This window comes from Rhodococcus sp. AW25M09 (genome assembly GCF_000333955.1).
Lineage (GTDB): Bacteria > Actinomycetota > Actinomycetes > Mycobacteriales > Mycobacteriaceae > Rhodococcoides.
This window is the reverse complement of the sequence record NZ_CAPS01000072.1, coordinates 68,028-94,452: the sequence shown is the minus strand read 5'-3', so window position 1 is coordinate 94,452 and position 26,425 is coordinate 68,028. Positions and strand designations below refer to the sequence as shown.

24 protein-coding genes and 1 pseudogene are annotated in these 26,425 nt (G+C 63.8%); 14 read left to right on the top strand and 11 right to left on the bottom strand.

The genetic code is table 11. The features are described 5' to 3' along the window. Positions 1–24 precede the first annotated feature (24 nt). Positions 25–480: a MepB family protein gene (locus RHODMAR_RS14680; RefSeq protein ID WP_008715844.1), complete on the top strand. Its 456-nt coding sequence runs from the start codon at positions 25–27 to the stop codon at positions 478–480. Positions 481–499: 19 nt separating this feature from the next. On the opposite strand, the gene RHODMAR_RS14675 is transcribed toward RHODMAR_RS14680, so the two are convergent. From RHODMAR_RS14675 to bioB, 3 genes are read right to left on the bottom strand one after another with little or no spacing between them, the layout of a single operon-like run. Further along, complete coding sequence (locus RHODMAR_RS14675; protein ID WP_042939323.1) at positions 500–1,087, bottom strand: DUF2567 domain-containing protein; 588 nt, start codon at positions 1,085–1,087, stop codon at positions 500–502. 6 nt (positions 1,088–1,093) lie between these two features. Next, a complete protein-coding gene (gene bsaP, locus RHODMAR_RS14670) occupies positions 1,094–1,318 on the bottom strand; it encodes a biotin synthase auxiliary protein BsaP (RefSeq protein ID WP_008715842.1) in 225 nt (74 codons plus the stop codon). A 22-nt stretch (positions 1,319–1,340) separates the two neighbouring features. Beyond that, positions 1,341–2,363: a biotin synthase BioB gene (bioB, locus tag RHODMAR_RS14665; RefSeq protein ID WP_008715841.1), complete on the bottom strand. Its 1,023-nt coding sequence runs from the start codon at positions 2,361–2,363 to the stop codon at positions 1,341–1,343. 93 nt (positions 2,364–2,456) lie between these two features. On the opposite strand from bioB, the gene RHODMAR_RS14660 reads away from it, so the two are divergent. Then, positions 2,457–3,044 carry a TetR/AcrR family transcriptional regulator C-terminal domain-containing protein gene (locus tag RHODMAR_RS14660; protein WP_008715840.1) on the top strand — a complete coding sequence of 196 codons (588 nt, stop codon included), beginning with the start codon at positions 2,457–2,459 and terminating at the stop codon, positions 3,042–3,044. Positions 3,045–3,056: 12 nt separating this feature from the next. Here RHODMAR_RS14660 and RHODMAR_RS14655 read toward each other — a convergent pair whose 3' ends face one another. From RHODMAR_RS14655 to RHODMAR_RS14645, 3 genes are all read right to left on the bottom strand, one after another. Beyond that, positions 3,057–3,464 carry an META domain-containing protein gene (locus RHODMAR_RS14655; protein WP_008715838.1) on the bottom strand — a complete coding sequence of 136 codons (408 nt, stop codon included), beginning with the start codon at positions 3,462–3,464 and terminating at the stop codon, positions 3,057–3,059. Beyond that, complete coding sequence (gene secA2, locus RHODMAR_RS14650) at positions 3,457–5,760, bottom strand: accessory Sec system translocase SecA2 (protein WP_008715837.1); 2,304 nt, start codon at positions 5,758–5,760, stop codon at positions 3,457–3,459. The genes RHODMAR_RS14655 and secA2 overlap by 8 nt, the downstream gene beginning before the upstream one ends. Positions 5,761–5,895: 135 nt before the next feature. Beyond that, positions 5,896–6,468, bottom strand: a complete 573-nt coding sequence (locus RHODMAR_RS14645; RefSeq protein ID WP_008715836.1) for a dihydrofolate reductase family protein — start codon at positions 6,466–6,468, stop codon at positions 5,896–5,898. A 77-nt stretch (positions 6,469–6,545) separates the two neighbouring features. On the opposite strand from RHODMAR_RS14645, the gene RHODMAR_RS14640 reads away from it, so the two are divergent. From RHODMAR_RS14640 to RHODMAR_RS14625, 4 genes are all read left to right on the top strand, one after another. Further along, positions 6,546–7,121, top strand: a complete 576-nt coding sequence (locus tag RHODMAR_RS14640) for a TetR/AcrR family transcriptional regulator (RefSeq protein ID WP_008715835.1) — start codon at positions 6,546–6,548, stop codon at positions 7,119–7,121. Positions 7,122–7,190: 69 nt separating this feature from the next. Next, complete coding sequence (locus RHODMAR_RS14635) at positions 7,191–7,586, top strand: GntR family transcriptional regulator (protein ID WP_008715834.1); 396 nt, start codon at positions 7,191–7,193, stop codon at positions 7,584–7,586. Between the two features lie 2 nt (positions 7,587–7,588). Next, positions 7,589–8,449, top strand: coding sequence for an ABC transporter ATP-binding protein (locus RHODMAR_RS14630; RefSeq protein WP_008715833.1), 861 nt, complete (start codon positions 7,589–7,591; stop codon positions 8,447–8,449). Then, on the top strand, positions 8,446–9,516 hold the full coding sequence (locus tag RHODMAR_RS14625) for an ABC transporter integral membrane subunit (protein WP_008715832.1): 1,071 nt from the start codon (positions 8,446–8,448) through the stop codon (positions 9,514–9,516). Before RHODMAR_RS14630 ends, RHODMAR_RS14625 begins: the two co-directional genes overlap by 4 nt. A gap of 33 nt (positions 9,517–9,549) precedes the next feature. On the opposite strand, the gene RHODMAR_RS14620 is transcribed toward RHODMAR_RS14625, so the two are convergent. Continuing rightward, positions 9,550–10,326, bottom strand: coding sequence for an NAD-dependent deacylase (locus tag RHODMAR_RS14620; protein ID WP_042939274.1), 777 nt, complete (start codon positions 10,324–10,326; stop codon positions 9,550–9,552). Positions 10,327–10,373: 47 nt separating this feature from the next. On the opposite strand from RHODMAR_RS14620, the gene RHODMAR_RS14615 reads away from it, so the two are divergent. Continuing rightward, on the top strand, positions 10,374–10,967 hold the full coding sequence (locus RHODMAR_RS14615; protein WP_008715830.1) for a CHAP domain-containing protein: 594 nt from the start codon (positions 10,374–10,376) through the stop codon (positions 10,965–10,967). A 3-nt stretch (positions 10,968–10,970) separates the two neighbouring features. On the opposite strand, the gene RHODMAR_RS14610 is transcribed toward RHODMAR_RS14615, so the two are convergent. Beyond that, entirely contained in the window at positions 10,971–11,837 is an 867-nt protein-coding gene (locus tag RHODMAR_RS14610) for a GGDEF domain-containing protein (protein WP_269744629.1), read from the bottom strand. A 147-nt stretch (positions 11,838–11,984) separates the two neighbouring features. On the opposite strand from RHODMAR_RS14610, the gene RHODMAR_RS14605 reads away from it, so the two are divergent. The 6 genes from RHODMAR_RS14605 (at position 11,985) to treZ (ending at position 22,301) form a co-directional block, all read left to right on the top strand. After that, positions 11,985–12,788 carry a MerR family transcriptional regulator gene (locus tag RHODMAR_RS14605; RefSeq protein WP_157226106.1) on the top strand — a complete coding sequence of 268 codons (804 nt, stop codon included), beginning with the start codon at positions 11,985–11,987 and terminating at the stop codon, positions 12,786–12,788. After that, entirely contained in the window at positions 12,785–13,408 is a 624-nt protein-coding gene (locus RHODMAR_RS14600; RefSeq protein WP_008715823.1) for a hypothetical protein, read from the top strand. The genes RHODMAR_RS14605 and RHODMAR_RS14600 overlap by 4 nt, the downstream gene beginning before the upstream one ends. Before the next feature lie 195 nt (positions 13,409–13,603). After that, positions 13,604–15,757 carry an acyltransferase family protein gene (locus RHODMAR_RS14595; RefSeq protein WP_008715822.1) on the top strand — a complete coding sequence of 718 codons (2,154 nt, stop codon included), beginning with the start codon at positions 13,604–13,606 and terminating at the stop codon, positions 15,755–15,757. Between the two features lie 56 nt (positions 15,758–15,813). After that, the gene (glgX, locus tag RHODMAR_RS14590; RefSeq protein WP_008715820.1) at positions 15,814–18,120 is read left to right on the top strand and encodes a glycogen debranching protein GlgX; all 2,307 of its coding nucleotides are present in this window, start codon (positions 15,814–15,816) and stop codon (positions 18,118–18,120) included. Between the two features lie 3 nt (positions 18,121–18,123). Then, positions 18,124–20,514, top strand: a complete 2,391-nt coding sequence (gene treY / locus RHODMAR_RS14585) for a malto-oligosyltrehalose synthase (RefSeq protein WP_008715819.1) — start codon at positions 18,124–18,126, stop codon at positions 20,512–20,514. Between the two features lie 74 nt (positions 20,515–20,588). Next, a complete protein-coding gene (gene treZ, locus RHODMAR_RS14580) occupies positions 20,589–22,301 on the top strand; it encodes a malto-oligosyltrehalose trehalohydrolase (protein ID WP_008715816.1) in 1,713 nt (570 codons plus the stop codon). On the opposite strand, the pseudogene RHODMAR_RS14575 reads toward treZ, so the two are convergent. Then, positions 22,274–23,804: pseudogene (locus RHODMAR_RS14575) on the bottom strand (MFS transporter). The gene treZ and the pseudogene RHODMAR_RS14575 overlap by 28 nt on opposite strands. Before the next feature lie 148 nt (positions 23,805–23,952). Here RHODMAR_RS14575 and RHODMAR_RS14570 point away from each other — a divergent pair. Further along, the gene (locus RHODMAR_RS14570; protein WP_042939313.1) at positions 23,953–24,477 is read left to right on the top strand and encodes a TetR/AcrR family transcriptional regulator; all 525 of its coding nucleotides are present in this window, start codon (positions 23,953–23,955) and stop codon (positions 24,475–24,477) included. An 18-nt stretch (positions 24,478–24,495) separates the two neighbouring features. Here RHODMAR_RS14570 and ilvA read toward each other — a convergent pair whose 3' ends face one another. Both ilvA and RHODMAR_RS14560 read right to left on the bottom strand, forming a co-directional pair. Next, positions 24,496–25,851, bottom strand: a complete 1,356-nt coding sequence (gene ilvA, locus RHODMAR_RS14565; protein WP_008715807.1) for a threonine ammonia-lyase IlvA — start codon at positions 25,849–25,851, stop codon at positions 24,496–24,498. A 70-nt stretch (positions 25,852–25,921) separates the two neighbouring features. Then, entirely contained in the window at positions 25,922–26,356 is a 435-nt protein-coding gene (locus tag RHODMAR_RS14560) for a nitroreductase family deazaflavin-dependent oxidoreductase (protein ID WP_008715805.1), read from the bottom strand. Positions 26,357–26,425 lie beyond the last annotated feature (69 nt).

Genomic DNA, 26,425 nt, shown 5'->3' with positions numbered 1-26,425 from the left:
CCTTTTCGCCGATAGGCTGGTGCAGTGCAGGAAGCGGCGTTCGATTGGTATGCGCGAGAAATCCTGGATTCAACAGGTACTTCGGCGATAGTTCACGGCGACACCACGAACGCGGAGTACGACGGGCTGATAGCGCAGATCCACGGCGAACGTTGGCGGGTGCGCACCGCTCGGGAGACCCCACGTAAACCGGGTCTCTTTCTGGCTTTCTGGCGACGAGGAGCAGACGGAACCACAGAACCGTTCCGATCGACCGACCAAGATGGTCTCCTGGTGTTGATCGATGCAGGCGGGCGGCGTGCTGGATTCAGGTTTGCAGCAGACCAACTCGACCGACTCGGGATCACCGCGTCTGCGGCGCACCCGGGCAAGAGGGGTTTTCGCGTGTATCCGGCCTGGAGCACCGGGCTCAATCCCCAGGCGAGCCGAACCCAGAAACAGCACGCAGCGGCGTTCTTCGAGATCACTGCCCAGGCGTGACCCAGGAGAACGATCCAGCTCAGTTCGCGAGTCGAGAGTCGAACGACGGCGGTGGCGGCCGGTCGACGTCGAGCTCCTCCGGATCGGGATCGGTGTGTTGCAGATCGTCGTTGGGGTTCATGGCGGCCAACAGCAGAACGACCAACGACGCTGTCAGTGCCTGCACGATCAGCACCAAGGGGGTTTCGACGGCAGGTGCCACCGACACAATGGATCCGATCGCCGGATCATCTGCCTTCGGAAAGCGCAGGGCGGCAACGCCGTTGCCAGTCAGCATCGCCGCGAACGAACCGGCGAGCGCACCGAACAGAACGGCACCGAACAATCGCGGACCGCGCTCGGACTTCCACAGCCACCACCCGATCGGAAGAATCAGACCCAGCGCGAACGAGATGAAGGAGAACAGAGCGAGGGCATCGAAACGGTGCAGGCTCTCCCCCGTCAGTGCCGCACCGCGATCCTGCGCCACCACGAGCAATTGCTCCGCCGGCGCAAGAAAACCCCACATCAGGCCGCCGAGTGCCGAGAGCGCCACCGATATCCCTACGACCGCTACCAAAACCCGACCGGCACCGGCACGCTGTGGGCTTTCGCGCAATTCCGACATGTCCACCTAGCCCCTGCCTGTCGCAACCGAGTCGATCAGGCCGTGCCGCGAGCACACCGAAGTCCACCCGTCGGGCACGATCTGCACCACCATCCGGCGGCCGCACCGAGCACAGAACCTCGGGGGCTCCAGTCCGAGGCGGACTGCGACCGACAGCGAATCCGCGGCCACCTCGGTCCCAGACTCGACAGGGCGACCGGTGTGCGGGTCGTAGTGGGTCTCGCTCGTCATTCGACCCACCCTAATACGCCCATCAGATAGTCGAGTTGAGCGCTTTGATCGGCATCTGCAGTTCACCGAGGAGATCGAGGTCCTGCTCTGCCGGACGGCCGAGCGTCGTCAGATAGTTGCCGACGATCACGGCATTGATACCACCGAGTATCCCTCGCTCGGCCCCCAGATCACCGAGGGTGATCTCACGGCCGCCGGCGAATCGCAGAACAGTGCGCGGCAGAGCCAGACGGAACGCAGCAACTGCCCGTAGAGCATCGTGCGCCGGCAGCACGTCGAGGTCTCCGAACGGGGTGCCCGGCCTGGGGTTCAGGAAGTTCAGGGGCACTTCGTCGGGTTCCAGCGCAGTGAGATCGGACGCGAACTCGGCCCGTTGCTCGAGTGTCTCCCCCATGCCGAGGATGCCGCCACAGCACACCTCCATGCCCGCCTCCCGCACCATGTGCAGGGTGGCCCAGCGTTCCTCCCAGGTGTGAGTGGTCACGACGTTCGGAAAGTACGACCGGGAGGTCTCGAGATTGTGGTTGTACCGATGCACGCCCATCGCTGCGAGTTGATCGACTTGATCCTGTTCGAGCATGCCCAGCGAGCACGCGATATCGATGTCCACCTCGCCTCGAATGGCCTCGATTCCCGCGGCGACCTGTGCGAGCAGTCGGGCATCGGGGCCACGCACCGCTGCGACTATGCAGAATTCCGTGGCTCCGGTCTTGGCAGTCTGCTTCGCGGCTTCGACCAGCGACGGGATATCGAGCCACGCAGCACGAACAGGGGATGCGAAAAGGCCTGATTGCGAACAGAAGTGGCAGTCCTCGGGGCATCCGCCGGTCTTGAGGCTGACGATTCCCTCCACCTCGACCTCGGGCCCGCACCACCGCATGCGCACTTCGTGTGCCAGCAGCATCGTCTCTTCCAGACGGTCGTCACCGAGCTCGAGGATCTCGAGAACCTGAGATCGATCGAGCGCGATGCCGTCGCCCAGCACCTGTTCTCGCGCGGTGTGCACTATGTCCATGCCGGTCCCCTCGTAGTCGAACGACGCCATATTGAACACCGTTCAAGTTGAACGGCGTTCACGTTAGGCACTGGGCTCGGCTACTGTCAAAGCGAACACGCGTCGAACGACTGGGAGGAAACAGTGCAACTACGTCGGCAAGACGTCCTGGACGGCGCGATCGCAATTCTCGACGAGTACGGCCTGGCGGACCTGACGATGCGCCGGCTGGCAACGTCATTGCACGTACAACCCGGTGCGCTGTACTGGCACTTCCCCAACAAACAGACTCTGCTCGGAGCTATCGCAGATCACCTGCTCTCCGGTGCCGATGCACCGCCCACCGAGCAGTCTTGGGACGCGCAGATCGGACAGATCGCACACCGGTTGCGCGATGCTCTTCTTTCACGTCGAGACGGGGCCGAACTCGTCGCTGCAACGTATGCGTCGCGGCTGACCACCAACCACATCCGCGAACGCATCGCCGCCGTCTGCATTCGCGCAGGACTGTCGCGGCGCGATGCGGAACTGACCGCCGACACCTTGCTCTACTACATTCTCGGCCAGACAGTGGACGAACAAGCGCGACTTCAGATGGACTCTGTCGGCGCCCTCACCCAGGACGCGTCACCGATGTTCGAGAGTCCCGACCCGACCAGCAGATTCGATTTCGGGCTGAATCTCTTTCTCGACGGTGTTCGCCACACGACTGCCGACCGCATCCGCCGTTAGCAGATCCGGCGATCAGGACTCGGAGAAGACGACGCGGTCGTTTCCGTTGTCCAGGGTCATGGTGCCGCCCTCACGGGACCATCGCGGGTTCGACGTCAGGAAAGCCGACAGCCAACCGTCCTGGTCCATCAACGCCTGCGGACAGGCGACCCGGGTCGAGCCCAAAGACTCGATGGTGATCCTGCCCTGCGAGGTGTCAACGGTGCCGAACAATCTGTTGCACCCGGCTTCTGCCGAAATTCGGGTGTCGACGAATTCGAGCCTGATCGTCGTTCCGTCGACGGGCGTGTACGAGTCGGGCGCGTCGATGGACGTGTAGGTCTTGCCGGCCGGAAATTCACCGTACGACTCGCCGCACCCACCGGCCAGCACGATCGCTCCGAACGCGACAGCAACCAGCGCGCGACCCGTGTCAGCCACCGAAGATCGGCCCCAGACCGGCCGCTCCGGCATTTCCGCGAGATGCGAACGGGTTGTCGTGCACCATGTACGTCCAGGTCGACGTCGGCCGACGCAGCCCTTCTTCGTGGAGATCGATTCCATCCGCGCTGATATCGGCTGATTCGAAGGTCGCGTGCGAGAGATCCATCGCCTTGGAAGACACCGTCTTGAACGCCTCGACCGCGATGCGGTGATACTCGTCCAGCGGATTTTCCCGGCCCAATGCACGCAGGTGGATACTCTCACGCACGTCGGCAAGGTGGGCGAGGTAATCCGACCAGGATCGATCGAGATGGTAGAGGACTATCTGACGAGCGACTTGGACCAGCGTCTCCTCCGACACGGTCTCGCGCAGCTCTTTCGAGCGCTTCGGCGAATGCGTCTCGAGCAAGGTCAATGCCTCGCTCGAATCGAGTAACGTGGCGCGGCTGCGATCCAGAATGTCGCGATGCTGGGCCGTCAGCTGATTGTAACGCCAGGTGCGAGAATGGATCTCGAGCATCTGCCCCTCGGCGATGCGCTGTGCGTGATCGACGCGATCAGCAGCTGTCGCGGAAGTGAACATGCCGCTGTCGTCGGCGCCCTTGGGGGCATCCTTGTCGCCGATGTTGTTCTTGACGACGTCGTCTTCCCAGCTGCCGAAGAACAGTGAGCGGCCAGGATCACCCTGCCGGCCCGCTCGTCCCCGTAGCTGATTGTCCAGTCGCTCGGTGGTGTGGCGACCGGTACCGAGAACGAACAGCCCACCGAGTTCGGCGACACGATCGCGATCGGCTCCGTCGGGACCGCCGAGCTTGATATCGGTTCCGCGACCGGCTATTTGAGTCGATACCGTCACCGCCCGGTGCACGCCTGCCGCAGCGATGACCGCCGCTTCCTCTGCGTCGTTCTTGGCGTTGAGCACCGTCACGTCCACGCCCGATGCAGTGAGGGTTTCGGCCAGGGCCTCGGACTCCGCCACATCGTGGGTTCCGATGAGGATCGGCTGGCCGGTCTCGTGGATCTTTTTCACCTGCAGAGCAATTGCAGCGTTCTTGTGCTCGATCGTGTCGTACACCCGGTCGCTCTCGTCGACACGAACCGTCGGCACGTTGGGTTCGATGACCGATACACCGAGGCCGTAGAACGTCCGAAGCTGCTCCCCTGCCGCCATCGCCGTGCCGGTCATACCGCACACCGTGGCGTACCGATTGATCAACGCCTGCACGGTGATCGTGTCGAGAATTTCGCCGGTCTCGGTGGGCTCGATTCCCTCCTTGATCTCGACCGCCGCCTGCAACCCGTCCGGCCACCGCTGGAGCTCGGCCACCCGACCGCGCGAGGCGTTGATCAACTGCACCCGTCCCGCGCGGACGATGTAGTCGACGTCGCGCTGCACCAGAACCTGGGCGTGCAGGGCCACGTTGACCGCCACCAGCGTCGATCCGACGTGATGTTCGGAGTACAGGTCGATTCCGCCGAGATCCTTTTCGATCCGCAAAGCGCCCTCGTCGGTGAGGAACACGTTGCGCCCCTCGGCGTCTACATCGTAGTGAACACTCTTGTCCAACAACCGAACTGCATCCATCACGGTCGAGGTCGAGACGTCGCCCGACACCGAACCGGCCAACACCAGGGGCACCAGCGCCTCGTCCACCAACACGGAGTCGGCCTCGTCGATCAGCGCAACATCAGGCGTGGGCGAGACCAGATCCTTCCGATCGTCGACCAAATGGTCACGCAGGACGTCGAACCCGACCTCGTTGACCGAGACATACGTGATGTCGCAGGCATAAGCTTCGCGACGCTCATCTGCGCTGGACGCCTCGCCGATGGAACCCACGCTGATACCGAGCCCCTCGAGCACAGGCTTCATCCACTGTGCATCACGCTGCGCGAGGAAGTCGTTGACCGAGATGACGTGAACCGTGCGCCCCGACAACACGTATCCGACGGCGGCGATCGCACCGGCCAGCGTCTTGCCTTCACCGGTGGCCATCTCGACCACATCACCGGCGAGGAGTCGCACAGCCCCGTGTAGCTGGACGTCGAACGGTCGCATGTTCAGCGCTCGAGCACTTGCCTCCCGCACCAACGCGAGGTAGCGCGGGACGTCGAGCTTCGCTGCATCCTCGACACGCAGCGAGCTCGCCTCGGTGGCCAACGCCGCATCGGACAGTGCCGATGCCCACTCCGCATGCGACTGGGCCTGGTCGACACGCTGACGCGAGGTGCTCTGCGCCTTCTGCGCGGAGCGCCCGAGTACACGCCAGAATCGGTCGGAGCCCAAAGCCATCTGTAATCCCTACCTGAGAAAGAAGAACCGTTCTCTCCCACAGTACCGAGTGCGACTTTCGCCGACGCCGGTAATCGAATGTGCAGGGGTCCTGGTTTCCGGCGTCGGGATCGAGTGATTTCCCTCGGTGTTGCGTCATCGATCCACCGTGTATTCGTTCACCACCACCCCCGATTCGTAGGACGCACTGGCAACGAGTCGACCCTGTAGAGGCGAGTACGCGCGCTCGGCGAAGAGCGGTTTGCCGGAGCCGAGCAGAATCGGATTGACTTTGAGGATCAATCTGTCGATGTCGTTCACCAAAGTCGACGCCAGGATTCCTCCGCCCGCCAGCCAGATCGAACTACCGCTCTCGTGTTTCAATTTTCGAACGACCGCCACGGGATCCTCTCCGGTGAGAGTCACGGCTGGTTCGACGCCCGAGTGGTTGCGTGAGAACACATACTGCCTCAAGTGGCCGTACGGGCCTTCCGGAGGATGGACTCCACCGGCTCGGTAGGTGTTCCATCCCATGAGGACGGTATCGAAGCGGCTCAGGTCGGGTGTCAATCCGGTCGCCCGAAGGCCAAGCGTGGGAATGGTATCGGTGTAGTCCCGCAAAATCATGTCGATGTGGTCACCCTGCATGGGAAAGTCCGAGAACGTGTCGTCGGGGGCCGCGATGTAACCGTCCAGACTGACGGCGACGTAGTACACCAGTTCACGCATGAGACTCTCCGATCACGACGGCTGTAGTGGTTAAAACAAGACTACGACATCCGTAGTGGTTCCGCTAGCCTATTGCCATGGCCCGCAACCCACTCCGACGCTCCGAACTGGCCGACGCCGGTCTCCGCATCCTGGCCGAGGAGGGGGCCAGAGGACTCACCCACCGCGCGATAGACGAGGAAGCCGCGGTGCCCAAGGGGACTGCATCGAACTACTTCAAGACCCGCGCCGACGTCATTGCCGGACTGATCGAGCGCATCGGAGAAAGACTCGCTCCCAGCGCAGAGGTCCACGAACCACTCGCTGCGCAGTCGCCCAGTCCCGAGCTGTTCGGCGCATACATACGCGACATCGTCGCGCGGCTTCTCGCCAATCGCGAGGTGACGCTGGCCTTGTTCGAGTTGCGACTCGAGGCGTCGAGGCGCCCGGAGATCAAAGAAGCACTCGGAAGCTGGCAGCGCGCGAGCTTCGCAGCCGACGTCGAGTTCAATCTCGCCGCAGGACTTCCCGGGGGCGCAAAAGAAATCGCACTCTTTCACTATGCGATCGATGGCCTGCTACTCGACCGTCTCACAGACCCCATCGACCCGGACACGTCGACCGACGAGGTTGTCGACGCCCTGGTTGCCGGGCTCCTGCACCCCCAGCCCTGAAGGGCACCATGGACAAACCGGGCAGTACGTATTACCGTGTTCCACTAATCAACTAGTGAAAGGGTCCTGGTGATCGCATACCGCATCGATCGTCAGTCCGGCATCCCCACTTATGTCCAACTGATACTGCAGACCAAGCAAGCCCTGCGCCTCGGATCACTCATGGTCGGAGACAAACTGCCGACAGCGAAAGACGTGGTCACAGCACTGGCCATCAACCCGAACACCGTGCTCAAGGCCTATCGCGAACTGGAACGAGAGGGCCTGGTCGAACCCCGCACCGGATCGGGAACCTTCGTCGTCGCCTCGCTGGCAAAACCCGGCATGGCCGAACGATCGGCACTCGAGGCCGAACTGGGCCGCTGGATTCGCCATTGCCTCGCAGCAGGACTGGACAGACCTGACCTCGAGGCCATCGTCACCGCAGCACTCGACACCCACTTCGACCGACCGGAAAGAGACTGATCATGACCGACGCGGTTCTCAGCATGAACGAGGTGGTCAAGTCGTTCCGACGGACGACCGTTCTCGACCGCTGCTCGTTCGCCATCGAAAGAGGAAGCGTCACAGCGTTGGTCGGTTCCAACGGTGCAGGTAAGTCGACTCTGATGTCGCTCGCCGTCGGACTACTTTCGCCGGATACCGGAACCATCGAGGTACTGGGCAAGTCGGTGGGACAACGCGGCATCTCCCCCGGACTGTCCTACTTGGCTCAGCACAAGCCCCTTTACCCACACTTCACTGTTGCCGAGATGCTGAGGTTCGGCCGAAATACCAACGTGCACTGGGACGATGCATATGCCGCAGAGATCGTCGACGCAGCCGGAATCTCAGTCTCGGCCCGCGTGAAAATGCTCTCCCCCGGCCACCGCACCCGAGTTGCCCTGGCCGTGGCTCTCGGACGGCGGCCGGAAGTACTTCTGCTCGACGAGCCTCTCGCCGACCTCGATCCGGTTGCCCGTCGCGCCGTGGCTCGCACCCTGATGCGCGACGCAGCCGAGAACGGAACGACCATCGTCCTGTCCTCGCACGTTTTGTCCGAACTCGTCGACGTCGCGGATCGGCTACTACTGTTGCGCGAGGGGAGAATTCGACTCGACGGCGAGTTGGACGCGATCACCGCCGAGCACTATCTCCTCGTCGGTAACCCCGATTCCGAACCCTTCGTCGAGGACGGCGTAATCGTGGCCGAGGCATTCGGTTCCGGTGCCGCGGTTTTCGTCGTCCGCGGCACCCGTCCGCACACCACAGCACCCGGCTGGACCGTCGAGGACGCAACCCTCGACGACGTCGTCCTCGCACACCTCGGTTCGGCGGTGGCGGCATGATCTGGGTGACGTGGCGACAATTCCGCACGACGATTCTGTTCGGGGTACTGACCCCACTTCTGTTGGCCGCGATCACGATTGCGATCACGACAATTGCGGGGGGTGTCGCTTCGACACCAGTACTGCAGGGCTGCCGATCCTTCGAGATGCCGAACTGCGTAGCGGAGACCACGCAGGCGGTAGCGATTTTGCTGACCATCGGCCTCCCTGTGTTGTTCGGGGCATTCGTCGGTGCGACGGTGTTCTCTCGTGACCTCGAACGCCGAACTCACGTAGTCGGTTTGACTCAGTCGGTCAGCCGAAGGCGGTGGTACGGCGTTCGGGTATTCGTAGTGTTTGTTCCCACGATCCTCGCGATGACCCTGCTCGGATGCGCGCTGTTTTGGGCGAAATACCGGACCGCGCCCAATGAGTTCGCGTTTGTGATGGGCGGCCCCGGCCAAACCCGTATGGACTTTCCGATTTTCGGAGCAACGGGATTCGTCACGGGCGGCTATACAGCGATGGCGCTGATGCTCGGCGCAGCATCGGCACTGGCACTGAGAAACACTGTCGCGGCCATGATCACGACGGTGATCGCAACGTCACTGGTGCTGGCACTGTTTCCGACCGAGATTCGGGAACATTATGCAACCCCCTCGGTCGATGTGCTGGAGCTCGAGCAGAAGGTGAACGAGCTGTACGGCACGTTTCCCGCTCAGTATGGGCAGTACGGTCTCTTCGAGACTTACCCACGCTGGGACATCGAATCCAGTTACGTGGACGACGCTGGAAATCCTGTAGCTCCGGACTACGAGTCCTGCACCACCGTCGACTACAACGAGATGGAGTCCCGGGACAATGAGACCGTTGGCGACTACCGGGCACGCTATGACCGACTGATGGCCGAGGATGGACGGCTACGACTGGAGTGCTTGCGCGCCCAGGGAATCGACCACTTCGAAACGAAGTACCACGAAGATCGACTGTTCTGGCGGTTTCAGACGATCGAGACGGCGCTGTCGTTGCTTATCGCCGGTCTTTTCGGTGGAATGTCACTTCTCCTGGTTCGGAGACTGCGACCGTGAGGAAATGTCCCGACTACCGGCCGCTTCGAGGGATCAGAGTTGCGCAACCAGTGCGGGCAGTCCGACCGCAGCAGTGGCACGCCATCGGTAATCGGCCATGTCCGAGACCTCGGTCTCGACCGGATTGATCTCGACGACTGTGGCTCCTGCGCTGCGAGCGATGGCCGGCAGTCCCGCGAACGGGTAGACGACCCCGGACGTGCCGACCACCAGCACGAGGTCTGCAGCGCGAACCGCGTCCTCGGCTGCAGCCCATGCGTCCTCGGGGAGCGACTCGCCGAACCACACCGCCCCCGGTCGAATCAGTCCGCCGCACACAGGACACTCCGGCGGCGGAACCCGTTGGTCCGCTTCGGCTTCCGACATGGCTGCGTCGTCGAGCTGCGCGCGCACTCCACAATCGCTGCAATATGGCTCGAACAGACTGCCGTGCACGTGCGACAGCACGGTGGCTCCGGCGCGTTCGTGGAGGTCGTCGACGTTCTGAGTAGCGATGTCGACGTGAGCCCGCTCCTGCCACCGCGCCAGAGCGATATGGCCGGCATTGGGCTCGGAGCGTCGGACCAGTTCCGCTCGCCACCGATACCAACCCCACACCAGATCGCTGTCGGCCTGCCAGCCCTCGGGACTCGCGAGATCCTTGGGGTCGAAGTCCTTCCAGAGGCCCGTCCGAGCATCGCGAAACGTCGCAATCCCCGATTCGGCGGACATACCGGCTCCGGTCAGAACGACAATGCGCGACGCCCCACGCGCAGCATCCACGACAGGCTCAGGAACAACGACGGAAGACTGGTCCTGAGGGTGAGTCACGGCCTCATTGTGCCAAGCCGTGAAAAGGACCGCGCTACCGTGGTCGCATGAGCATCGACACCACCCCGCACACTCGACGCCGATGGCCGCTGTGGTTGGCGGCGTGCACCGTCGCGGTCGTCGTGGTGGTCGGTGTTCTGTGGCTGGCACCGAGCCGGTACTTCCCGTGGGACACCGAAGCCTTCCCCGAGGTGAACAGCAGTGAGTTGAACTCGGATCAGGCCCGAGTAGTGGAACTGTTGCGGGCCGAGCACGAGCAGCAGCGTCCGGGAACGTTCTACGCCGAGGGCGTCGACGAAGCCTGGTGTGCCGATTTCGTGAGCTGGATCATGAAGGAAGCGGACGTGCCGCTGTCGAATCCCAATTCGGGTTCGTGGCGGATACCCGGCGTCTACACGCTGCAGGAGTACTACGAGCAGCAGGGACGATTCGAGACGGTCGGCACGTACACGCCCGCGGTGGGAGATGTGGTGCTCTACGACAACGCCAGCTGGAGCGGCCAACACACCAACGTGATCGTGGCGGTCGACGGCGACGAGGCCATCACTGTCGGAGGTAACGAAGGCGGAAAGATCAGGGTCCACTCTCTGCACTACGGATCCGATTCCGGCGTTGTCGGATTCGGTCGACTGACCAGCTGACGGTCAGTCGCCGCTACGGCGACTTGCGTCGCTGTAACACCGCGCACCGCCGTCTCGCTTGGCGTCGAAGAGCAACATGTCTGCGCGGTCGAAGCAGTCGTCCACCGACTCATCCGAGCGCAAGGTCGTGTAGCCGGCGGAGAAGGTCTGCCTGTCGGGTACGACGTCAGCGAGCTCGGCCAGCATTGCCGCCATGGTCGTCGACCCCGCGCCCGGGACAGCGAGAGCGAACTCTTCTCCGCCCCACCTCGCGAAACACGCGCGGCCGTCGAGCAGGTCTGCTGCGGCAGCGGAGAACCGGACCAACAGCTGATCACCGCGGCCGTGCCCGTGCTTGTCGTTGTACAACTTGAAGCGGTCGAAATCGACCATTGCCAATGCCAATGCGACATCGCCACCCCGCGGTGTCGTCAGCACCTGCAACCGATCTCGCCATCCGCGCCGATTGAGCAGTCCCGTGAGGGCATCGGTCTGTGCCGCTGTACGCAGGTCGTCCTCGACTCGCCGACGGTCGGTGGTGTCGTGCACGACGGCCATCGTCCACCGCTTGCCGTCAGGCCCGGGAACCTCGCTGGCCGAGATCCAACCCCACCGCACCGTGCCGTCGGAATGCAGATAGCGCTTCTCGACATGGACCGATTCCCCGCGGGCCTTGGCGTCGGCCATGATCTGCTCCATGGCTGCGTGCTGAGCCAGATCGTCGGGATGGGTGAACTCGCGAGAGGACCGGCCGACCAGAAGCGCCCGGGGACATCCGACGATGGCTGCGTACGCGTCGTTTGCGAGAACGAGCAATCCGTCTTCGTCGGCGAGAGCCAATCCGACCGTGCTGGCCTCGAACATCTCCCGGTACCAATGATCGGCGTCGATGATTTTCCTTTTCGGCCACTTCGTCCAGCGGTGCGAGCCAATTCACACCCAAGTCGTCGACGATACGCCGCGCCCGAAAAACCGCTGTCGAACAGTGCCGACGTTCGAGGTTGACCTTGACACAACGTCATGGTTCACAGTGGACACATGAGAATCGGATCGCTGGCGGACGCCGCCGGCACGACACCCCGAACGGTGCGTCACTACCACCGCCTCGGCCTGCTCGGCGAGCCGCGCCGTCTCTCCAACGGGTATCGCGAATACACGATCGACGATGTGGTCCGTCTGATGAGAATCCGATGGCTTGCCGACTGTGGGATGCCGCTGGGTGAGATAGCGGCCGCCCTCGGCGACACCGCGGCGACAGAGGGCAACGTAGTGGCTGATCTACGAGCGCTGCTGACCGGAATCGAAACGCAGCAGAGAGCGCTCACACGCAAGCACACCCGGCTGTCGGCGTTGCTCGACGACGCCGTCGAGCATCGCCCGCTGACCGCTCTTCCGCGGGATGTGGCCGACGCTCTGGGCGCGGTGATCGATGCCGCTGCCGAGACCGATCGAGAAGCTCTGATCCGTGAACGCGATCTGCTCGAGGTGATGGCGATATCGGGTACCGTTCCCGCGACGTTCTTCGAGACGGTGACCGCGACGCTCGGCGATCACGACCTGCGTCAGAAGTATCTGGGAGTCCTACGCCGATTCAGCGCGCTCGAAGGCCGAGATCCGAGCGATGCCGCGAGCGATATCGATTCGCTCGCCGCAGAGTTGGTGTCGATGCTCGATCTCGATTCACTCGCCTCCGCGCAAACTGGAGCCGCCGCTGATCCGGTCGAAATCAGCCAGCTGAGCATCGACGACATCGTGCCCGATCCGGCTCAACGCGCGGTGATCGTTCGCACCACCGCGCGTCTGGAGAACACCGAACAACCAGGGTCCGGAGCCACGCGATGACGGTCGACGCGGGATTCCAAGTGGGCAGATGGCGTTCGTTGCTGCTGTGGATGCGGGGCCGTCACGCGCCGGTTTCCGCGGACTCGACGGTGTTCACGGCAACACGCGGAACACTCGCGATGCCCCTGATGTTCGGTGCCGCGACCGTGATCGAGATGGCCGTTCTCCACCTGCTGATTCCGTGGCTGTGGCTCAGCGCCGCGGTCGCAGCCCTGTCGATGGCGGCGCTGGTCGCGCTCGCATCATCGATCGCCCTGGCCCGGGTGCACCCGCACGTTCTGTCGGCCGAAGCACTCACCCTGCGCACGTCCGGAACGGTGGTCGCGACGGTGAACCGAGCCAGTATCGCTTCCGCCCGAATCCACCGGCGCTACGGCGTCGTGTCGCCGGCTCTCGACGAGGGCAGGCTCGTACTGCCGAACCAGGACGGCACGAACGTTGCCATCGAACTGTCCGTTGCAATACCGGTGCTTGTGCCCGCAATTCTGCAGCGGTGGCAGATATCGGGCACTGCTCACTCACTCAGTCTTCAGGTCGACGATCCTGCAGCACTGGTTGCATCGCTCACGCGGTCCGAACCTCCTCTCGGAGCCGATCGACCGAGCCGAACCTTTTCGTAGCTGTTCGACAGTGCAGAGTGCAGGTTGTCCGGGAGGAAACTGCGTCACCGCAGCGGTCACGACCAACTCCCCGAGCTCGGTCTGTCGACCCGAAACGGACGCCGCGAAGTGCGTTACCTCGTGTACACGTATTGTTTGCCGGGAATCGCACACCCAACCGAGTAGTCGATCGACAGCCGGAGCCACTTCTCTTTCATGCATGTACATCCGAGCACCGTCACCGACTCGGCCTCCGATCTCTCGGCACCGGTCCAGAACGCCCCCATTGCAGACCCCGGCGTGCCATCGCGGGGTGCGCAGGATCGGCCACCGCAGCGGCGAGACCTCAACGGGCTGCGTGGTGTTGCGATCGCCCTCGTCGTCGTATTCCACATCTGGATGGGTCGGGTATCGGGGGGCGTCGATGTCTTCCTCACGCTGTCCGGCTTCTTCTTCACCGCATCCCTGATGCGATCGGCCGAGGCCGGAGCGAGCCTGAATCCGATCACCCGGGTCACCCGTGTGCTGCGCAGACTCGGGCCGCCATTGCTGATCACGCTCCTGTCCGTGGCCGTCGCATCGGTCTTCGTGTTGCCACGTACCCGCTGGGCCGACCTGGGCGATCAACTGGTGTCCGGTGTGTTCTATTACGTGAACTGGCAACTCGCGGCAACGGCGAACGACTATCTGGCCGCCGACCCTTCGGTGAGTCCGCTTCAGCATCTGTGGTCGGTCGCTGTGCAGTTCCAGTTCTACTTGTTCGCCATAGCGGTCGTATTCGGCCTGGCCTGGATCCGGCGCAGAGTCCGCCCGGAAGGACCTCGCAGCCTCGGACCGCGCACTTTCGCGGTGATCTTCACCGTGATCGCTCTGGTCTCCTTCGTGTACGCAGCGGACGGTGCTCGAAGCCATCAGGCATGGAACTACTACGACACCGGTGCGCGACTCTGGGAGATCATGCTCGGCGCCGCAGTTGCCGCCGTGTTCGCCGCCCGACGCAACGGGCCCATGGCCCAGGCTCCGTCGCGATACCCGCGATTGTCGTCCGCGGCGCGCGGAGGCCTCGCCGTTCTCGGCATGACCGTCATCGTGACGTGCGGCTTCGTGGTCGACGGCGTGACTGCTTTCCCCGGTCCCCTGGCTCTGATTCCGGTAGCGGCAACCCTCGCGCTGATCGTCGCCGGCTCCGAGACCGCCGTCGCGGCGACACTGTCCAACCGATTCTTCGCCTGGGTCGGCTCGATCGCGTTTCCGCTGTACCTGTGGCACTGGCCGTTGCTGATCTTCTACCTGTCGGCCACCGGCAAGCCCCATGCCGACGTACTCGGTGGTCTCGGCATCGTCGGAGCCTCGGTCGCACTCGCGTGGCTCACCGTCCGACTCGTCGAGCGGCCCCTACAGTCGAAAACCTTCACTCCGGGACGCATCGCGGTGACCGCCATCGCGGCAATCGCCGCGATCTCGGTCACCGCCGGTTCGATCGGCTGGAACGCCTACATCGCTCGTTCGATCACCTCCGTCCAGGCCGATGGCGCGGTCGACGAGCTGACACACCCGGGAGCGCTCGAGCTGACCGACGGAATCCGAGCGGACGCAGCCGAGGTGCGCCCCCCGCTGTACTCGGCTCCGGAGGATCTCCCCATCAGCACACTCGAAGGCTGCATCGCAGATTTCGAGACGCCCGACGCGATCTCGTGCACCTACGGCGACGTCGACGCGGCCCGAACCATCGTGCTCGCGGGCGGGTCGCACGCCGAACACTGGCTCACGGCCCTCGACACGCTGGGACGTACGCACGGGTTCAAGGTCGTCACGTTTTTGAAGATGGGCTGCCCACTGAGTAAGGACACGATGCCGATGCTCGGCTCCAACGAGTACCCGGACTGCCTGGATTGGACGCAGAGCGTGTTCGCCGACGTCGTTACGATCCAGCCGGATTACGTGTTCACCACCGCCACCCGCCCCCGGGAGAACCTTCCCGGCGACTACACCCCCGACTGGTACGTCTCGGTGTGGCGGGAACTGATCGCGGACGGTGTCGACATACTCGGAATTCGAGACACTCCGTGGCTTCCGTACCGCGCCATGGATTGCTTGGCCGACGGCGGTACGGCCACGTCGTGCGGTATACCGAGGGACGAGGCGTTGGACCCGGTCAACCCAGCACTGGCCTCGTCGTTTCAACTGCAGGGATTCTCTGCTCTCGACCTCTCCGACGCGGTCTGCGACACCACTGTGTGCCGCGCCGAGCAGGGCAACATCCTGATCTACCGTGACGAACACCATCTCACCGCGACATACATGCGAACCATGACCACCGAGCTGGGGCGGCAGATCGGGTCGGCCACCGGCTGGTGGGCCGGACCGTGAGTCGAGGCCCTCGCGCTCGGTAAGCCCGGGCACAGCGGCCACAGTAGGGTTGATCCATGCTGCACGAAGCCTCCGAAGACACACCTGCCATCGCCGTCTGGCCGGGATCCGCGTATCCACTGGGAGCGACCTACGACGGAGCAGGAACCAATTTCGCCCTGTTCTCCGAGGTCGCAGAGGCAGTGGACCTGTGCCTGATCGCCGAGGACGGAACCGAGACTCGCATTCGTTTCGAGGAGTCCGACGGGTACGTGTGGCATGCATATCTCCCGACGGTGGTGCCGGGTCAGCGCTACGGCTACCGCGTCCACGGCCCGTGGGATCCGGCGGCCGGGCACCGCTGTGATCCGAGCAAGTTGCTCGTCGATCCGTACGGCAAGGCGTTCGAGGGTTCGTTCGACGGTGACCGTTCGCTGTTCTCCTACAACATGGACATCGACGGTACGGACACCCCAGCTCCCGAACCGGAACTCGACGCGGCCGAAGCCGTGAAGTCCGACAGCTCGTCCACCGTCGAGGCCCCGTTCGAGGATGCCGCCGATCTTGCCGGTGTCGAAGGGGAGAGCATCGACGCCGCCCCCATCGCGCACGACGACGAACCGAACAACGAATTCCCACAGTACGATGCGCTCGGTCACACGATGACCACCGTCGTGATCAACCCGTTCTTCGACTGGCAGGCCGACCGCGCTCCCAAGCGCCCGTACCACGAGACGGTCATCTACGAGGCCCACGTCAAGGGCATGACCATCAACCATCCGGACATCCCTGAGGCCGAACGCGGCACCTACGCCGGGCTGGCACACCCGGTGATCATCGATCACCTCAATCATCTCGGCGTCACGGCAATCGAGCTGATGCCGGTACACCAGTTCATGCAGGATCAGGTCCTCTTGGACAAAGGGCTACGAAACTACTGGGGCTACAACACATTCGGATTCCTCGCCCCACATGCGGAGTATTCGTCGCTGCAGTCGCCCGGTGCCGCGGTCACCGAGTTCAAGGCCATGGTTCGCGAGTTCCACGCTGCGGGCATCGAGGTGATCCTCGACGTGGTCTACAACCACACTGCCGAGGGCAACCACATGGGCCCCACCATCAGCTTCCGAGGCATCGACAACGCGGCGTACTACCGACTCGTCGATGGCGATCTCGAGCACTACATGGACTACACCGGCACCGGCAACAGTCTCAACGCCCGGCATCCGCACACACTGCAGCTGATCATGGACTCGTTGCGCTACTGGGTCACCGAGATGCACGTCGACGGCTTCAGATTCGACCTCGCCTCCACGTTGGCTCGCGAACTGCACGACGTCGATCGCCTCAGTGCTTTCTTCGATCTGGTTCAGCAGGATCCGGTCGTGAGTCAGGTCAAGCTCATCGCCGAGCCCTGGGACATCGGAGAGGGTGGCTACCAGGTCGGAAACTTCCCCGGACTGTGGACGGAGTGGAACGGCAAGTACCGCGACACCGTTCGCGACTATTGGCGCGGGGAGCCGGCGACGCTGGGCGAATTCGCGTCGAGGCTGACCGGATCCTCGGATCTCTACGAGTCGAACGGCCGTCGCCCCGGTGCGAGCATCAACTTCGTCATCGCCCACGACGGATTCACCCTCAACGATCTCGTCTCGTACAACGACAAACACAACGAGGCCAACGGTGAGGGCAACAACGACGGCGAGAGCCACAACCGGTCCTGGAACTGCGGTGTCGAGGGACCGACCGATGATCCGGAGATTCTGGACCTGCGAGCGCGTCAGATCCGCAACATCATGGCGACGTTGCTGCTGAGCCAGGGCACGCCGATGATCGCGCACGGAGACGAACTCGGTCGAACTCAGCAGGGCAACAACAACGTGTACTGCCAGGACTCCGAATTGGCCTGGATGGATTGGTCGTTGGCCGAGACCAACGCGGAACTGGTCGAGTTCACCCGAAACGCCATTGCCCTGCGCGCCGAGCACCCGGTATTTCGTCGTCGACGATTCTTCGAGGGCCGTCCTATTCGTACCGGCGAGCAGGCCCGCGACATCGCCTGGCTCACCCCCGCGGGCGAGGAGATGACGCCCGAGGACTGGGACAGTGGCTTCGGCAAGTCCCTCACCGTGTTCCTCAACGGAGAAGGAATCCCGGAACCGAATCAGCGCGGCGAGCGCGTGGTGGACGACTCGTTCCTGTTGTGCTTCAACGCACATCACGAGACCCTCGAGTTCGTGACCCCGGACGGGAACTACGCAAAGGAGTGGACCGTGGCACTCGATACGGCGTCACGAACCGGAACAAGTGAGAAATCGATCGAAGCGGGTACACCGGTGGAGGTCACCGCTCGTTCCTTGCTCGTTCTACGAAAGACTGCCTGACACATGCCGCTGCCCACCAGTACATACCGGTTACAACTGCGGGGCGATGCCTTCACCCTGGCCGACGCCGCGAACGTGGTCGACTACCTGCACGACCTCGGGGTGACGCACCTGTATCTGTCGCCGATCCTGACCGCAACCGATGGGTCGACTCACGGGTACGACGTCACCGACACTTCGACGGTATCGGCGGCGCTCGGAGGTCGCGAAGCGTTGACACAGTTGCGTTCCCGCGCTTCCGAACTCGGCATGGGGATCATCGTCGACATCGTCCCCAACCACGTCGGAGTCGAAGATCCCCGGCAGAACGCATGGTGGTGGGACGTTCTCGAGCGCGGTCGCGAATCCGAGTACGCGACGTACTTCGACATCGACTTCGGTGCCGACAACGGCGTCGACGGCAAGATCGCCATACCTGTCCTCGGTAGCGCCGGCGACGTCGATGCGCTGACCGTCGACCGATCCGGGGACCGACCATTGCTTGCGTTCTACGAGCACCGCTTCCCGATTGCCGAGGGTACGGAGGGCGAGGGCACCGACGGCGACGATGCGCGGGCCGTGCACGACCGGCAGGCGTACCGACTGGTGAGCTGGTCCGACGGGCTGATCGGGTATCGACGGTTCTTCTCGGTGAACGGCCTGGCGGGAATCCGACAGGAAGACCTCGACGTCTTCACCGACTCCCATCGCCAGGTGGCCAGTTGGATCGAAGACGACTTGATCGACGGGTTACGCGTCGACCATCCCGACGGGCTGGCAGACCCCGCCGGATACCTCACCGAACTGCGCGGGCTTCTCGGTCCGGACCGGTGGCTGGTCATCGAGAAGATATTGGCCGACGGCGAACCACTGGACGAATCTCTGCCGGTCGACGGAACGACCGGATACGACGCGCTGGCGGCCGTCGGCGGCGTGTTCGTCGACCCCGACGGCGTCCATGCGCTCACCGCGCTGTCGCAGGTGCGCTCGGGCATCGCATTCGACAGCGAATCGCTGCACGAGACCGAACTCGATCTCAAGACCGGTGTCGCCCGCGGCGATCTGTCCCCGGAAGTACGACGGCTCGCCCGGGCCATCGTGCGCGAGTCCGGAACCACCGTCGATCTCGAGGCCGTCATCGACGCGATCGTCGCCGTGGTCGCGGCAGTTCCGGTGTACCGAACCGATTACGCTCCGCTCGCCGGAGTGCTGCCGGGAGTGATCGCGGCGGTCGGCGAGGAGCAACCGGACCTGAGCGGTGGACTGGGCGCACTGGCAACCGCGCTCGTCACCGGAACCGAATCCCCGGTACGGTTCGACCAGGTCTGTGGTGCCGTCACCGCCAAGGGTGTCGAGGACTGCCTGTTCTATCGAGCCAACCGACTCATCTCGTTGCAGGAAGTCGGCGGCGATCCGAGTCGATTCGGTTGCAGCGCAGCGTATTACCACCTGACCAATGCCGACAGAGCACAGCGTTGGCCGGCCGCGATGACCACGCTGTCGACACACGACACCAAACGCGGCGAGGACGTGCGGGCTCGAATCGGCGTTCTGTCTCAAGCTCCCGAATTGTGGGCACGCTCTATTGCGGATTGGGAAGAGCTGGCCCCCAGCCCGGACGGCACGACCGGAATGTTCTTGTGGCAAACCCTCTTCGGCGTGTGGCCGACAGACGGAGTGATCACCTCCACACTGCGCGAGCGCGTTCATGCTTACGCCGAGAAGGCCATTCGAGAGGCAGCCCTGCGCACGACGTGGACTGCTCCGGACGAAGAGTTCGAGTCTGCCGTGCACGCCTGGCTCGATGCCATCTTCGACGGCGGTGTCGCTCGTTCGATGACGATGCTGGTCGAGAAGCTTTCTCCGCACGGCTACTCCGATGCACTGGGTCAGAAGCTGCTGAATGTGGCCGGGCCCGGCATCCCTGATGTGTACCAGGGCACCGAGTTGTGGGAGGACTCGCTCGTCGACCCCGACAACCGCAGACCAGTGGACTACTCGGTCCGTCGATCGATGCTCGCCGCGTCGAACACCGGCACTCCCTCCATCGACACCGGCGCCGCCAAGCTGGCGGTCGTCCGCTCCGCTCTGCACGTACGACGCGAACGTCCGGAGAGCTTCGTCGGCGGCACCTACACGCCGATCGTCGCGGACGGGTCCGCGGCCGAGCACCTCGTCGGATTCGCACGTGGCCCGATGCCCGGCAGTGCCGACGTCATCGCTTTGGCAACCCGGCTCTCGCTGAGCCTGTCCGAGCAGGGTTGGGGTGAAACATCGGTGACACTCCCCGACGGCCGCTGGCGCGATCGAATCACCGACGTCGAACATACGGGCACCGTCACGGTGGCCGAGGTGTTCGCCTCACTCCCGGTCGCACTTCTGGTGCGTGACAACGAAGAAGGGTCCGCGCAGTGACAACCCCAGCAGTGACATCCCCAGCAGCGACACACCCGGCAGCGACACACCCGGTAACGACGCGGCGGTTCCAGGTGTGGGCACCCACCCCGAAAACGGTCCGCCTGCAACTCGACGACGCAGTTCATCCGATGCAGCGCTCCTCGGACGGGTGGTGGCACGCCGACGTCGACGCCGCACCGAACTCTCGATACGGCTTCCTGCTCGACGACGCAGACAAGGCGCTACCCGATCCGCGATCGCCGCGGCAGCCCGACGGCGTGCACGAGCTGTCCCAGGTGTTCGACGTCGATCCCACGCTGTGGACCGATGCGGCGTGGACCGGACGCCAGCTACCGGGCTCGTCGATCTACGAACTGCACATCGGCACGTTCACCGACGAGGGCACGTTCGACGCGGCCATCGACAAACTCGACCACCTCGTCGATCTCGGCGTCTCGTTCGTCGAGGTCATGCCGGTCAACGGATTCAACGGCGAGCACAACTGGGGCTACGACGGCGTGCTCTGGTACACCGTCCACGAGGCGTACGGCGGCCCGGAAGGATTGCAGCGCTTGGTCGATGCCTGCCATGGCCGCGGCATCGGCGTCGTGCTCGATGTGGTCTACAACCACCTCGGCCCGTCCGGCAACTATCTCGACCGTTTCGGCCCGTACATGACCGAAGGTGCCAACAGTTGGGGCCAAGCGATCAACTACGCCGAGGCCGACTCGGGCGAGGTACGGCGCTACGCTCTCGACAATGCGCTGCGGTGGTTCTCGGAGTTCCACATCGACGCGTTGCGGCTCGATGCGGTGCACGCGATCGTCGACCACACCGCGGTGCACCTGCTCGAGCAACTCTCGATCGAAACCCGCACTCTCTCGGCACATCTGGGTCGTCCGCTGACGCTGATCGCCGAGAGCGACCTCAACGATCCGACGCTCATCACCGCACGGTCGGGCGGCGGCTACGGACTCGATGCCCAGTGGGACGACGACATCCATCACGCGATTCACGCCGCAGTCTCCGGCGAGCGGCAGGGATACTACGGCGATTTCGGTTCCCTTCGGGGCTTGGCGAACACGCTGCGGCAAGGTTTCTTCCATGCCGGAACGTATTCGAGCTTCCGCGGGCGTATCCACGGTCGTCCCTTGGACACACGTCGAATTCCGGCCAGTTCGCTGGTGACCTACACGACCACACACGACCAGGTCGGCAACCGTGCGATCGGCGACCGGCCGGGGTTCTACCTCTCCCCCGGCCAACTCGCGATCAAGGCCGCTCTGGTGCTCACCTCGCCGTACACGCCGATGCTGTTCATGGGCGAGGAATGGGGCGCTTCGACGCCGTTTCAGTTCTTCACTTCGCACCCCGAGCCCGAGCTCGGCAAAGCCACAGCCGAGGGACGCAAAGCGGAATTCGCCGAACACGGCTGGGACAAGAGCGATATCCCCGACCCACAGGATCCCGAGACATTCACCCGGTCGAAATTGAACTGGTCGGAGCTGGGCGACGGAGACCACGCGCGCCTGTTGGCCGTCTATCGAGATCTGCTGATGCTTCGCCGCGACCGGACCGAGCTGACCGATCCGTGGCTCGAACACGTCAAGATCGACTACGACGAGGACGCTCAGTGGATCGTCATGCGTCGCGGCCGACTCGGTATTGTATTCAACCTGTCCGAGTCCGCGGTCACAGTGCCGGTCGGCGGCTCCGCACTGCTCGAGTGGGAGCCGACGACCTCGGACGAGACCGGTTCTGCCACAACAGTTCCCGGTCACTCCTTCGCAGTGATGGAGTCCTGACGCCTGCGTAGGTTGACCAGGACGAACACGGCGGTCACTGCCAGCACCGCCGAGGTGGCGACGGCTGCGACGTGCATGCCCGATACGAACGCAGCATGTGCGGAGTCCATCACGACCGTCGCCACCGAGTCCGGCAGCTCACGGGCCACTGCGTCCGCCGCCGAGGGTTTCGCCGGCCCGAGCACCGAGTTCGGGAGTGAGCTGCGAGACGTCGATGCCGCGTCGAAAGAAGGCCATGACGACGGTGCCCAATATCGCCACGCCCAACGCGATGCCCAGTTCGTATGCGGTCTCCGACACCGCCGATGCTGCTCCCGCTCGTTCGGGTTCGACGGCACTGACCACCAACTCGGAGGTCAGCGTGAGCGCGACACCGACACCCGCCCCCACGAGTACGAATCCGGCGATGAACAAGCCCGGGCCGCTGTCCGTGGCAAGACCGACCAGGATCGCTGCGCCGGCCGCGCCCACGAACATCGCGACACCGAGAACCGTTCCGGCACTGAAGTAGCGCACCAGGACCGCGACCAGCAGCGAGGTGACCACACTGGCTGCCGTACCCGGAAGCAGCAACAGTCCGGCTTCCAGCGGACTGTTGCCGAGGACGAGCTGCAGATACTGCGAGCCGAAGAACAGCACTCCGGCGAGGGCGAACACCGAGAGGAAGTTCGTGGCGACGCCCGTCGAGAACGCCCGGTTGGCGAACAGTCTGAGATCGATCATCGGGTCCTCGAGATTCCGCTGCCGGCGCACGAACGCCGTACCGGCGATCACACCGACGACTGCGGACATCAGGTAGGCCACGTGAAAGCCGTGTGCCGCGATCTCCTTGACCGCGAACACCATCGGAACGATGGCGAGCATCGACAGCGCCGAACTGGGCAGGTCGAAGCGCCCCGGATTCGGATCCTTGGACTCGGGGATAACCAGCGGCCCCAGCGCGATCAGGGCGATCATCACGGGAATGTTGATCAGGAACACCGATCCCCACCAGAAGTGCTCGAGCAGCCAGCCGCCCACGAGCGGTCCGGCGGCCGCACCGCCACCGGCCATCGCGCCCCACACTCCGATCGCGGCGACGCGCTGACGGGGGTCGAGGAATATGGTTCGAATCAGCCCGAGGGTCGCCGGCATCAGAGTCGCACCGGAGATGCCCTGCAGTACCCGAGCCGCGATGAGCATCTCTGCACTGATCGAGACAGCCGCCACGAGCGAGGCAATACCGAAGCCCGCGGCTCCGATCAACAACAATCTACGGCGGCCGATTCGATCTCCGAGCGTACCCATGGTGATGAGCAGACCGGCAAGAACGAAGGAATAGACATCGATGATCCAGAGCAACTGGTTGCTGGTCGGTGCAAGATCCGAACTGATGAAGGGCAGGGCCAGGTCGAGGACGGTGCCGTCGACAGCGATCAGCAGCACTGCGAAGGCGAGCACCACCAGCCCGAGCCAATCTCTCGGGGTGGCCCGGTGCTCGAACCCGCCGGACACCTCGTGCACCGAACCGGTGCGCACGTCACTCACTGCTTCTCCTACGTTCTGCACTCGGCGATCCCGCTGACTGGTCCGAGCGAATCATTGCACCAACCGTCCAGCCGGTACAGTGATCGAGAGTACCGCCAACCGTCCAGCCGGTAAAGTGGTTTTCATGTCATCTGACACACACGACCGAATTCTCGATGCACTCGAGACGATGTTGCTCGAACACGGCATGACGAAGGTGACCCTGGACAGCGTCGCCGCAGCCGCTGGAGTCTCCAAGGGCGGCTTGCTCTATCACTTCAGGACCAAGGATGCGTTGGTCGCGGCAATGGTCCGTCGACTCGCCGTTCAGGCCGATCAACAGCGCAGCGACGCAGCAGCGGGCGGAACATCGGTCGCGGAGTGGTACCTACAGCCGCCGGATTCCATCTCCGAGAAAGAAATTGCGCTCTATCGCTCCACACTGGCGGCACTGCGCAGTGTGGACGGGAACTCCGGTGAGGTGCAGGACGCGGTCGTCGACATGATGCAGCAGTGGGACGAGGGCTTACGAACAGAGATCGACGATCCGGTCCAGGCCGAGATCATCCGACTCGTCGGCGACGGGATCTATCTCGGGGCCGTGCTCGACCTGCCACCAGTGGACCCCGAATTGCACAAGCGCGTCGTCGACCGTCTACTCGGTCGGTAGCTCGGTCGGTAGGTCAGCTCAGGTCAGGTACCGGTACACCGGCGAGTCCGGTTCGAGCTGCTCGACCTTCAGGTGCGACTGTCGCATCCGTTCGAGGAGCGGGCTCAGCCCACTCGCCGACCCGAGTTCGATGCCGACCAGAGCTGCGCCGGTCTCCCGGTTGTTTCGCTTGACGTACTCGAACAACGTGACGTCGTCCTCCGGCCCCAGCACCTCGTCCAGGAACCGACGGAGCGCTCCGGGTTCCTGCGGGAAGTCGACCAGAAAGTAGTGCTTGAGACCGAGGTGGACGAGCGAGCGCTCCAGTATCTCGCCGTACCGGGAGACGTCGTTGTTGCCCCCGGAGACCAGACACACGACAGTGCTATCGGGAGCGATGTCGAGGTGTTCGAGGGCGGCGACGGCAAGCGCGCCCGCGGGCTCGGCGATGACCCCCTCGTTTTGGTACAGCGCCAACATCGCAGTACAGATCGCGCCCTCGTCGATCTGCGTGATCAAGAACGCCCCGGGACCGGAGCTGTCGAACACCGGCGCGGTGATCAGGGGCAACGAGGCGTGCGAGACCACCGTCGCACCCAACGAGTGCAGTGCGGCATACGGCACGTCGCCGATGCGTCGGACTGCGGCTCCGTCGACGAAGGGATCGATTTCGGAGAGGGTCACCGGGCCGCCGGCGATCAGTGCGGCGGTCATCGACGCCGCTCCGGACGGTTCGACGCCCACCAAGGACGTCTGCGGTGCGCGCTCACGCAGGTAGCTCGAGATGCCGGCGATACATCCGCCTCCCCCGACGGGCATCACGACGACGTCGGGGGCTCGACCGAGTTGATCGACGATTTCCGCGGCGATGGTGCCCTGACCGGCCACGGTTCGCGGATCGTCGAACGGCGGCACCATGGTGGCACCGGTACGAGCAACATCGTCGGCCGCGGCCGCGGCGGCGGCATCGAACGTGTCGCCGATGACGATGAGCTCCACGAATTCACCGCCGTGCACCCGGATACGGTCACGCTTCTGCTTGGGCGTGTTGGCCGGGACGTAGATCCGACCCCGCACCTGCATCGAACGGCACGCGAACGCCACACCCTGAGCATGGTTTCCGGCGCTCGCCGTCACGACCCCGACGGCCCGCTCGGCGTCGGTCAACTGATCCATCAGGTTGTACGCACCACGAATTTTGTACGACCGTACGATCTGCAGGTCTTCGCGCTTGAGGTAGACCTTCGCACCTGTCTCGGCAGACAGGCGCTCGCACAACTGCAGTGGCGTCGCGGCAACCACCGACGAAATTCGCACCGCAGCGGCATCGATGTCGGCAGCGGTGACGGCTAGCGACGATGGGTGCTGGGAGGCGAGGTCAGGGGATGAAGACACCAACACATGCTGCCAGCAGTGTGGAACGGTTCCCCATCCGGGACCGTTCTACGGCCGGGCAGACAACGAATCAGGCGCGCGCGAGCACGAAGACAGGTATCTCGCGATCGGTCTTCTTCTGATACTCCGCGTATTCGGGGTAGGCCGCGACCGAGCGCTCCCACCACTGTGCCTTTTCCTCGCCGGTCACTTCACGCGCGACGTAGTCGTGCCTGTCGGGACCGTCCTGCAACTCGACCAGCGGTTCGGCCTTCACGTTGTAGTACCAGACGGGATGCTTGGGGGCACCGCCCAGCGAGGCGACAATGGCGTAATCGCCGTTGTGCTCCACCTTCATCAGCGGGGACTTGCGCAATTTGCCGCTCTTGTTGCCCTTGGTGGTCAACAGCACCACCGGCATACCGTTCATCATCGTGCCTTCGGTTCCGCCGGAGTTCTCGTACAGCTCGGCCTGCTTGCGGGCCCAGTCGGATGAACTCGGTTCGTATTCTCCTGTCAGTGGCATGGCTTTCAGTGAACACCTCATGCCACTCGGACGCCACAGGATCGGCAACATTACCTGGTCCGGACGCTA

Bases quoted from the DNA above. Each gene is read 5' to 3' on its own strand.
- RHODMAR_RS14675 (WP_042939323.1), bottom strand. From the start codon at position 1,087: ATGTCGGAATTGCGCGAAAGCCCACAGCGTGCCGGTGCCGGTCGGGTT.
- bsaP (WP_008715842.1), bottom strand. From the start codon at position 1,318: ATGACGAGCGAGACCCACTACGACCCGCACACCGGTCGCCCTGTCGAG.
- bioB (WP_008715841.1), bottom strand. From the start codon at position 2,363: ATGGCGTCGTTCGACTACGAGGGGACCGGCATGGACATAGTGCACACC.
- secA2 (WP_008715837.1), bottom strand. From the start codon at position 5,760: ATGGCTTTGGGCTCCGACCGATTCTGGCGTGTACTCGGGCGCTCCGCG.
- RHODMAR_RS14645 (WP_008715836.1), bottom strand. From the start codon at position 6,468: ATGCGTGAACTGGTGTACTACGTCGCCGTCAGTCTGGACGGTTACATC.
- RHODMAR_RS14640 (WP_008715835.1), top strand. From the start codon at position 6,546: ATGGCCCGCAACCCACTCCGACGCTCCGAACTGGCCGACGCCGGTCTC.
- RHODMAR_RS14630 (WP_008715833.1), top strand. From the start codon at position 7,589: ATGACCGACGCGGTTCTCAGCATGAACGAGGTGGTCAAGTCGTTCCGA.
- RHODMAR_RS14625 (WP_008715832.1), top strand. From the start codon at position 8,446: ATGATCTGGGTGACGTGGCGACAATTCCGCACGACGATTCTGTTCGGG.
- RHODMAR_RS14615 (WP_008715830.1), top strand. From the start codon at position 10,374: ATGAGCATCGACACCACCCCGCACACTCGACGCCGATGGCCGCTGTGG.
- RHODMAR_RS14605 (WP_157226106.1), top strand. From the start codon at position 11,985: ATGAGAATCGGATCGCTGGCGGACGCCGCCGGCACGACACCCCGAACG.
- RHODMAR_RS14600 (WP_008715823.1), top strand. From the start codon at position 12,785: ATGACGGTCGACGCGGGATTCCAAGTGGGCAGATGGCGTTCGTTGCTG.
- RHODMAR_RS14595 (WP_008715822.1), top strand. From the start codon at position 13,604: ATGCATGTACATCCGAGCACCGTCACCGACTCGGCCTCCGATCTCTCG.
- glgX (WP_008715820.1), top strand. From the start codon at position 15,814: ATGCTGCACGAAGCCTCCGAAGACACACCTGCCATCGCCGTCTGGCCG.
- treY (WP_008715819.1), top strand. From the start codon at position 18,124: ATGCCGCTGCCCACCAGTACATACCGGTTACAACTGCGGGGCGATGCC.
- RHODMAR_RS14570 (WP_042939313.1), top strand. From the start codon at position 23,953: ATGTCATCTGACACACACGACCGAATTCTCGATGCACTCGAGACGATG.
- RHODMAR_RS14560 (WP_008715805.1), bottom strand. From the start codon at position 26,356: ATGCCACTGACAGGAGAATACGAACCGAGTTCATCCGACTGGGCCCGC.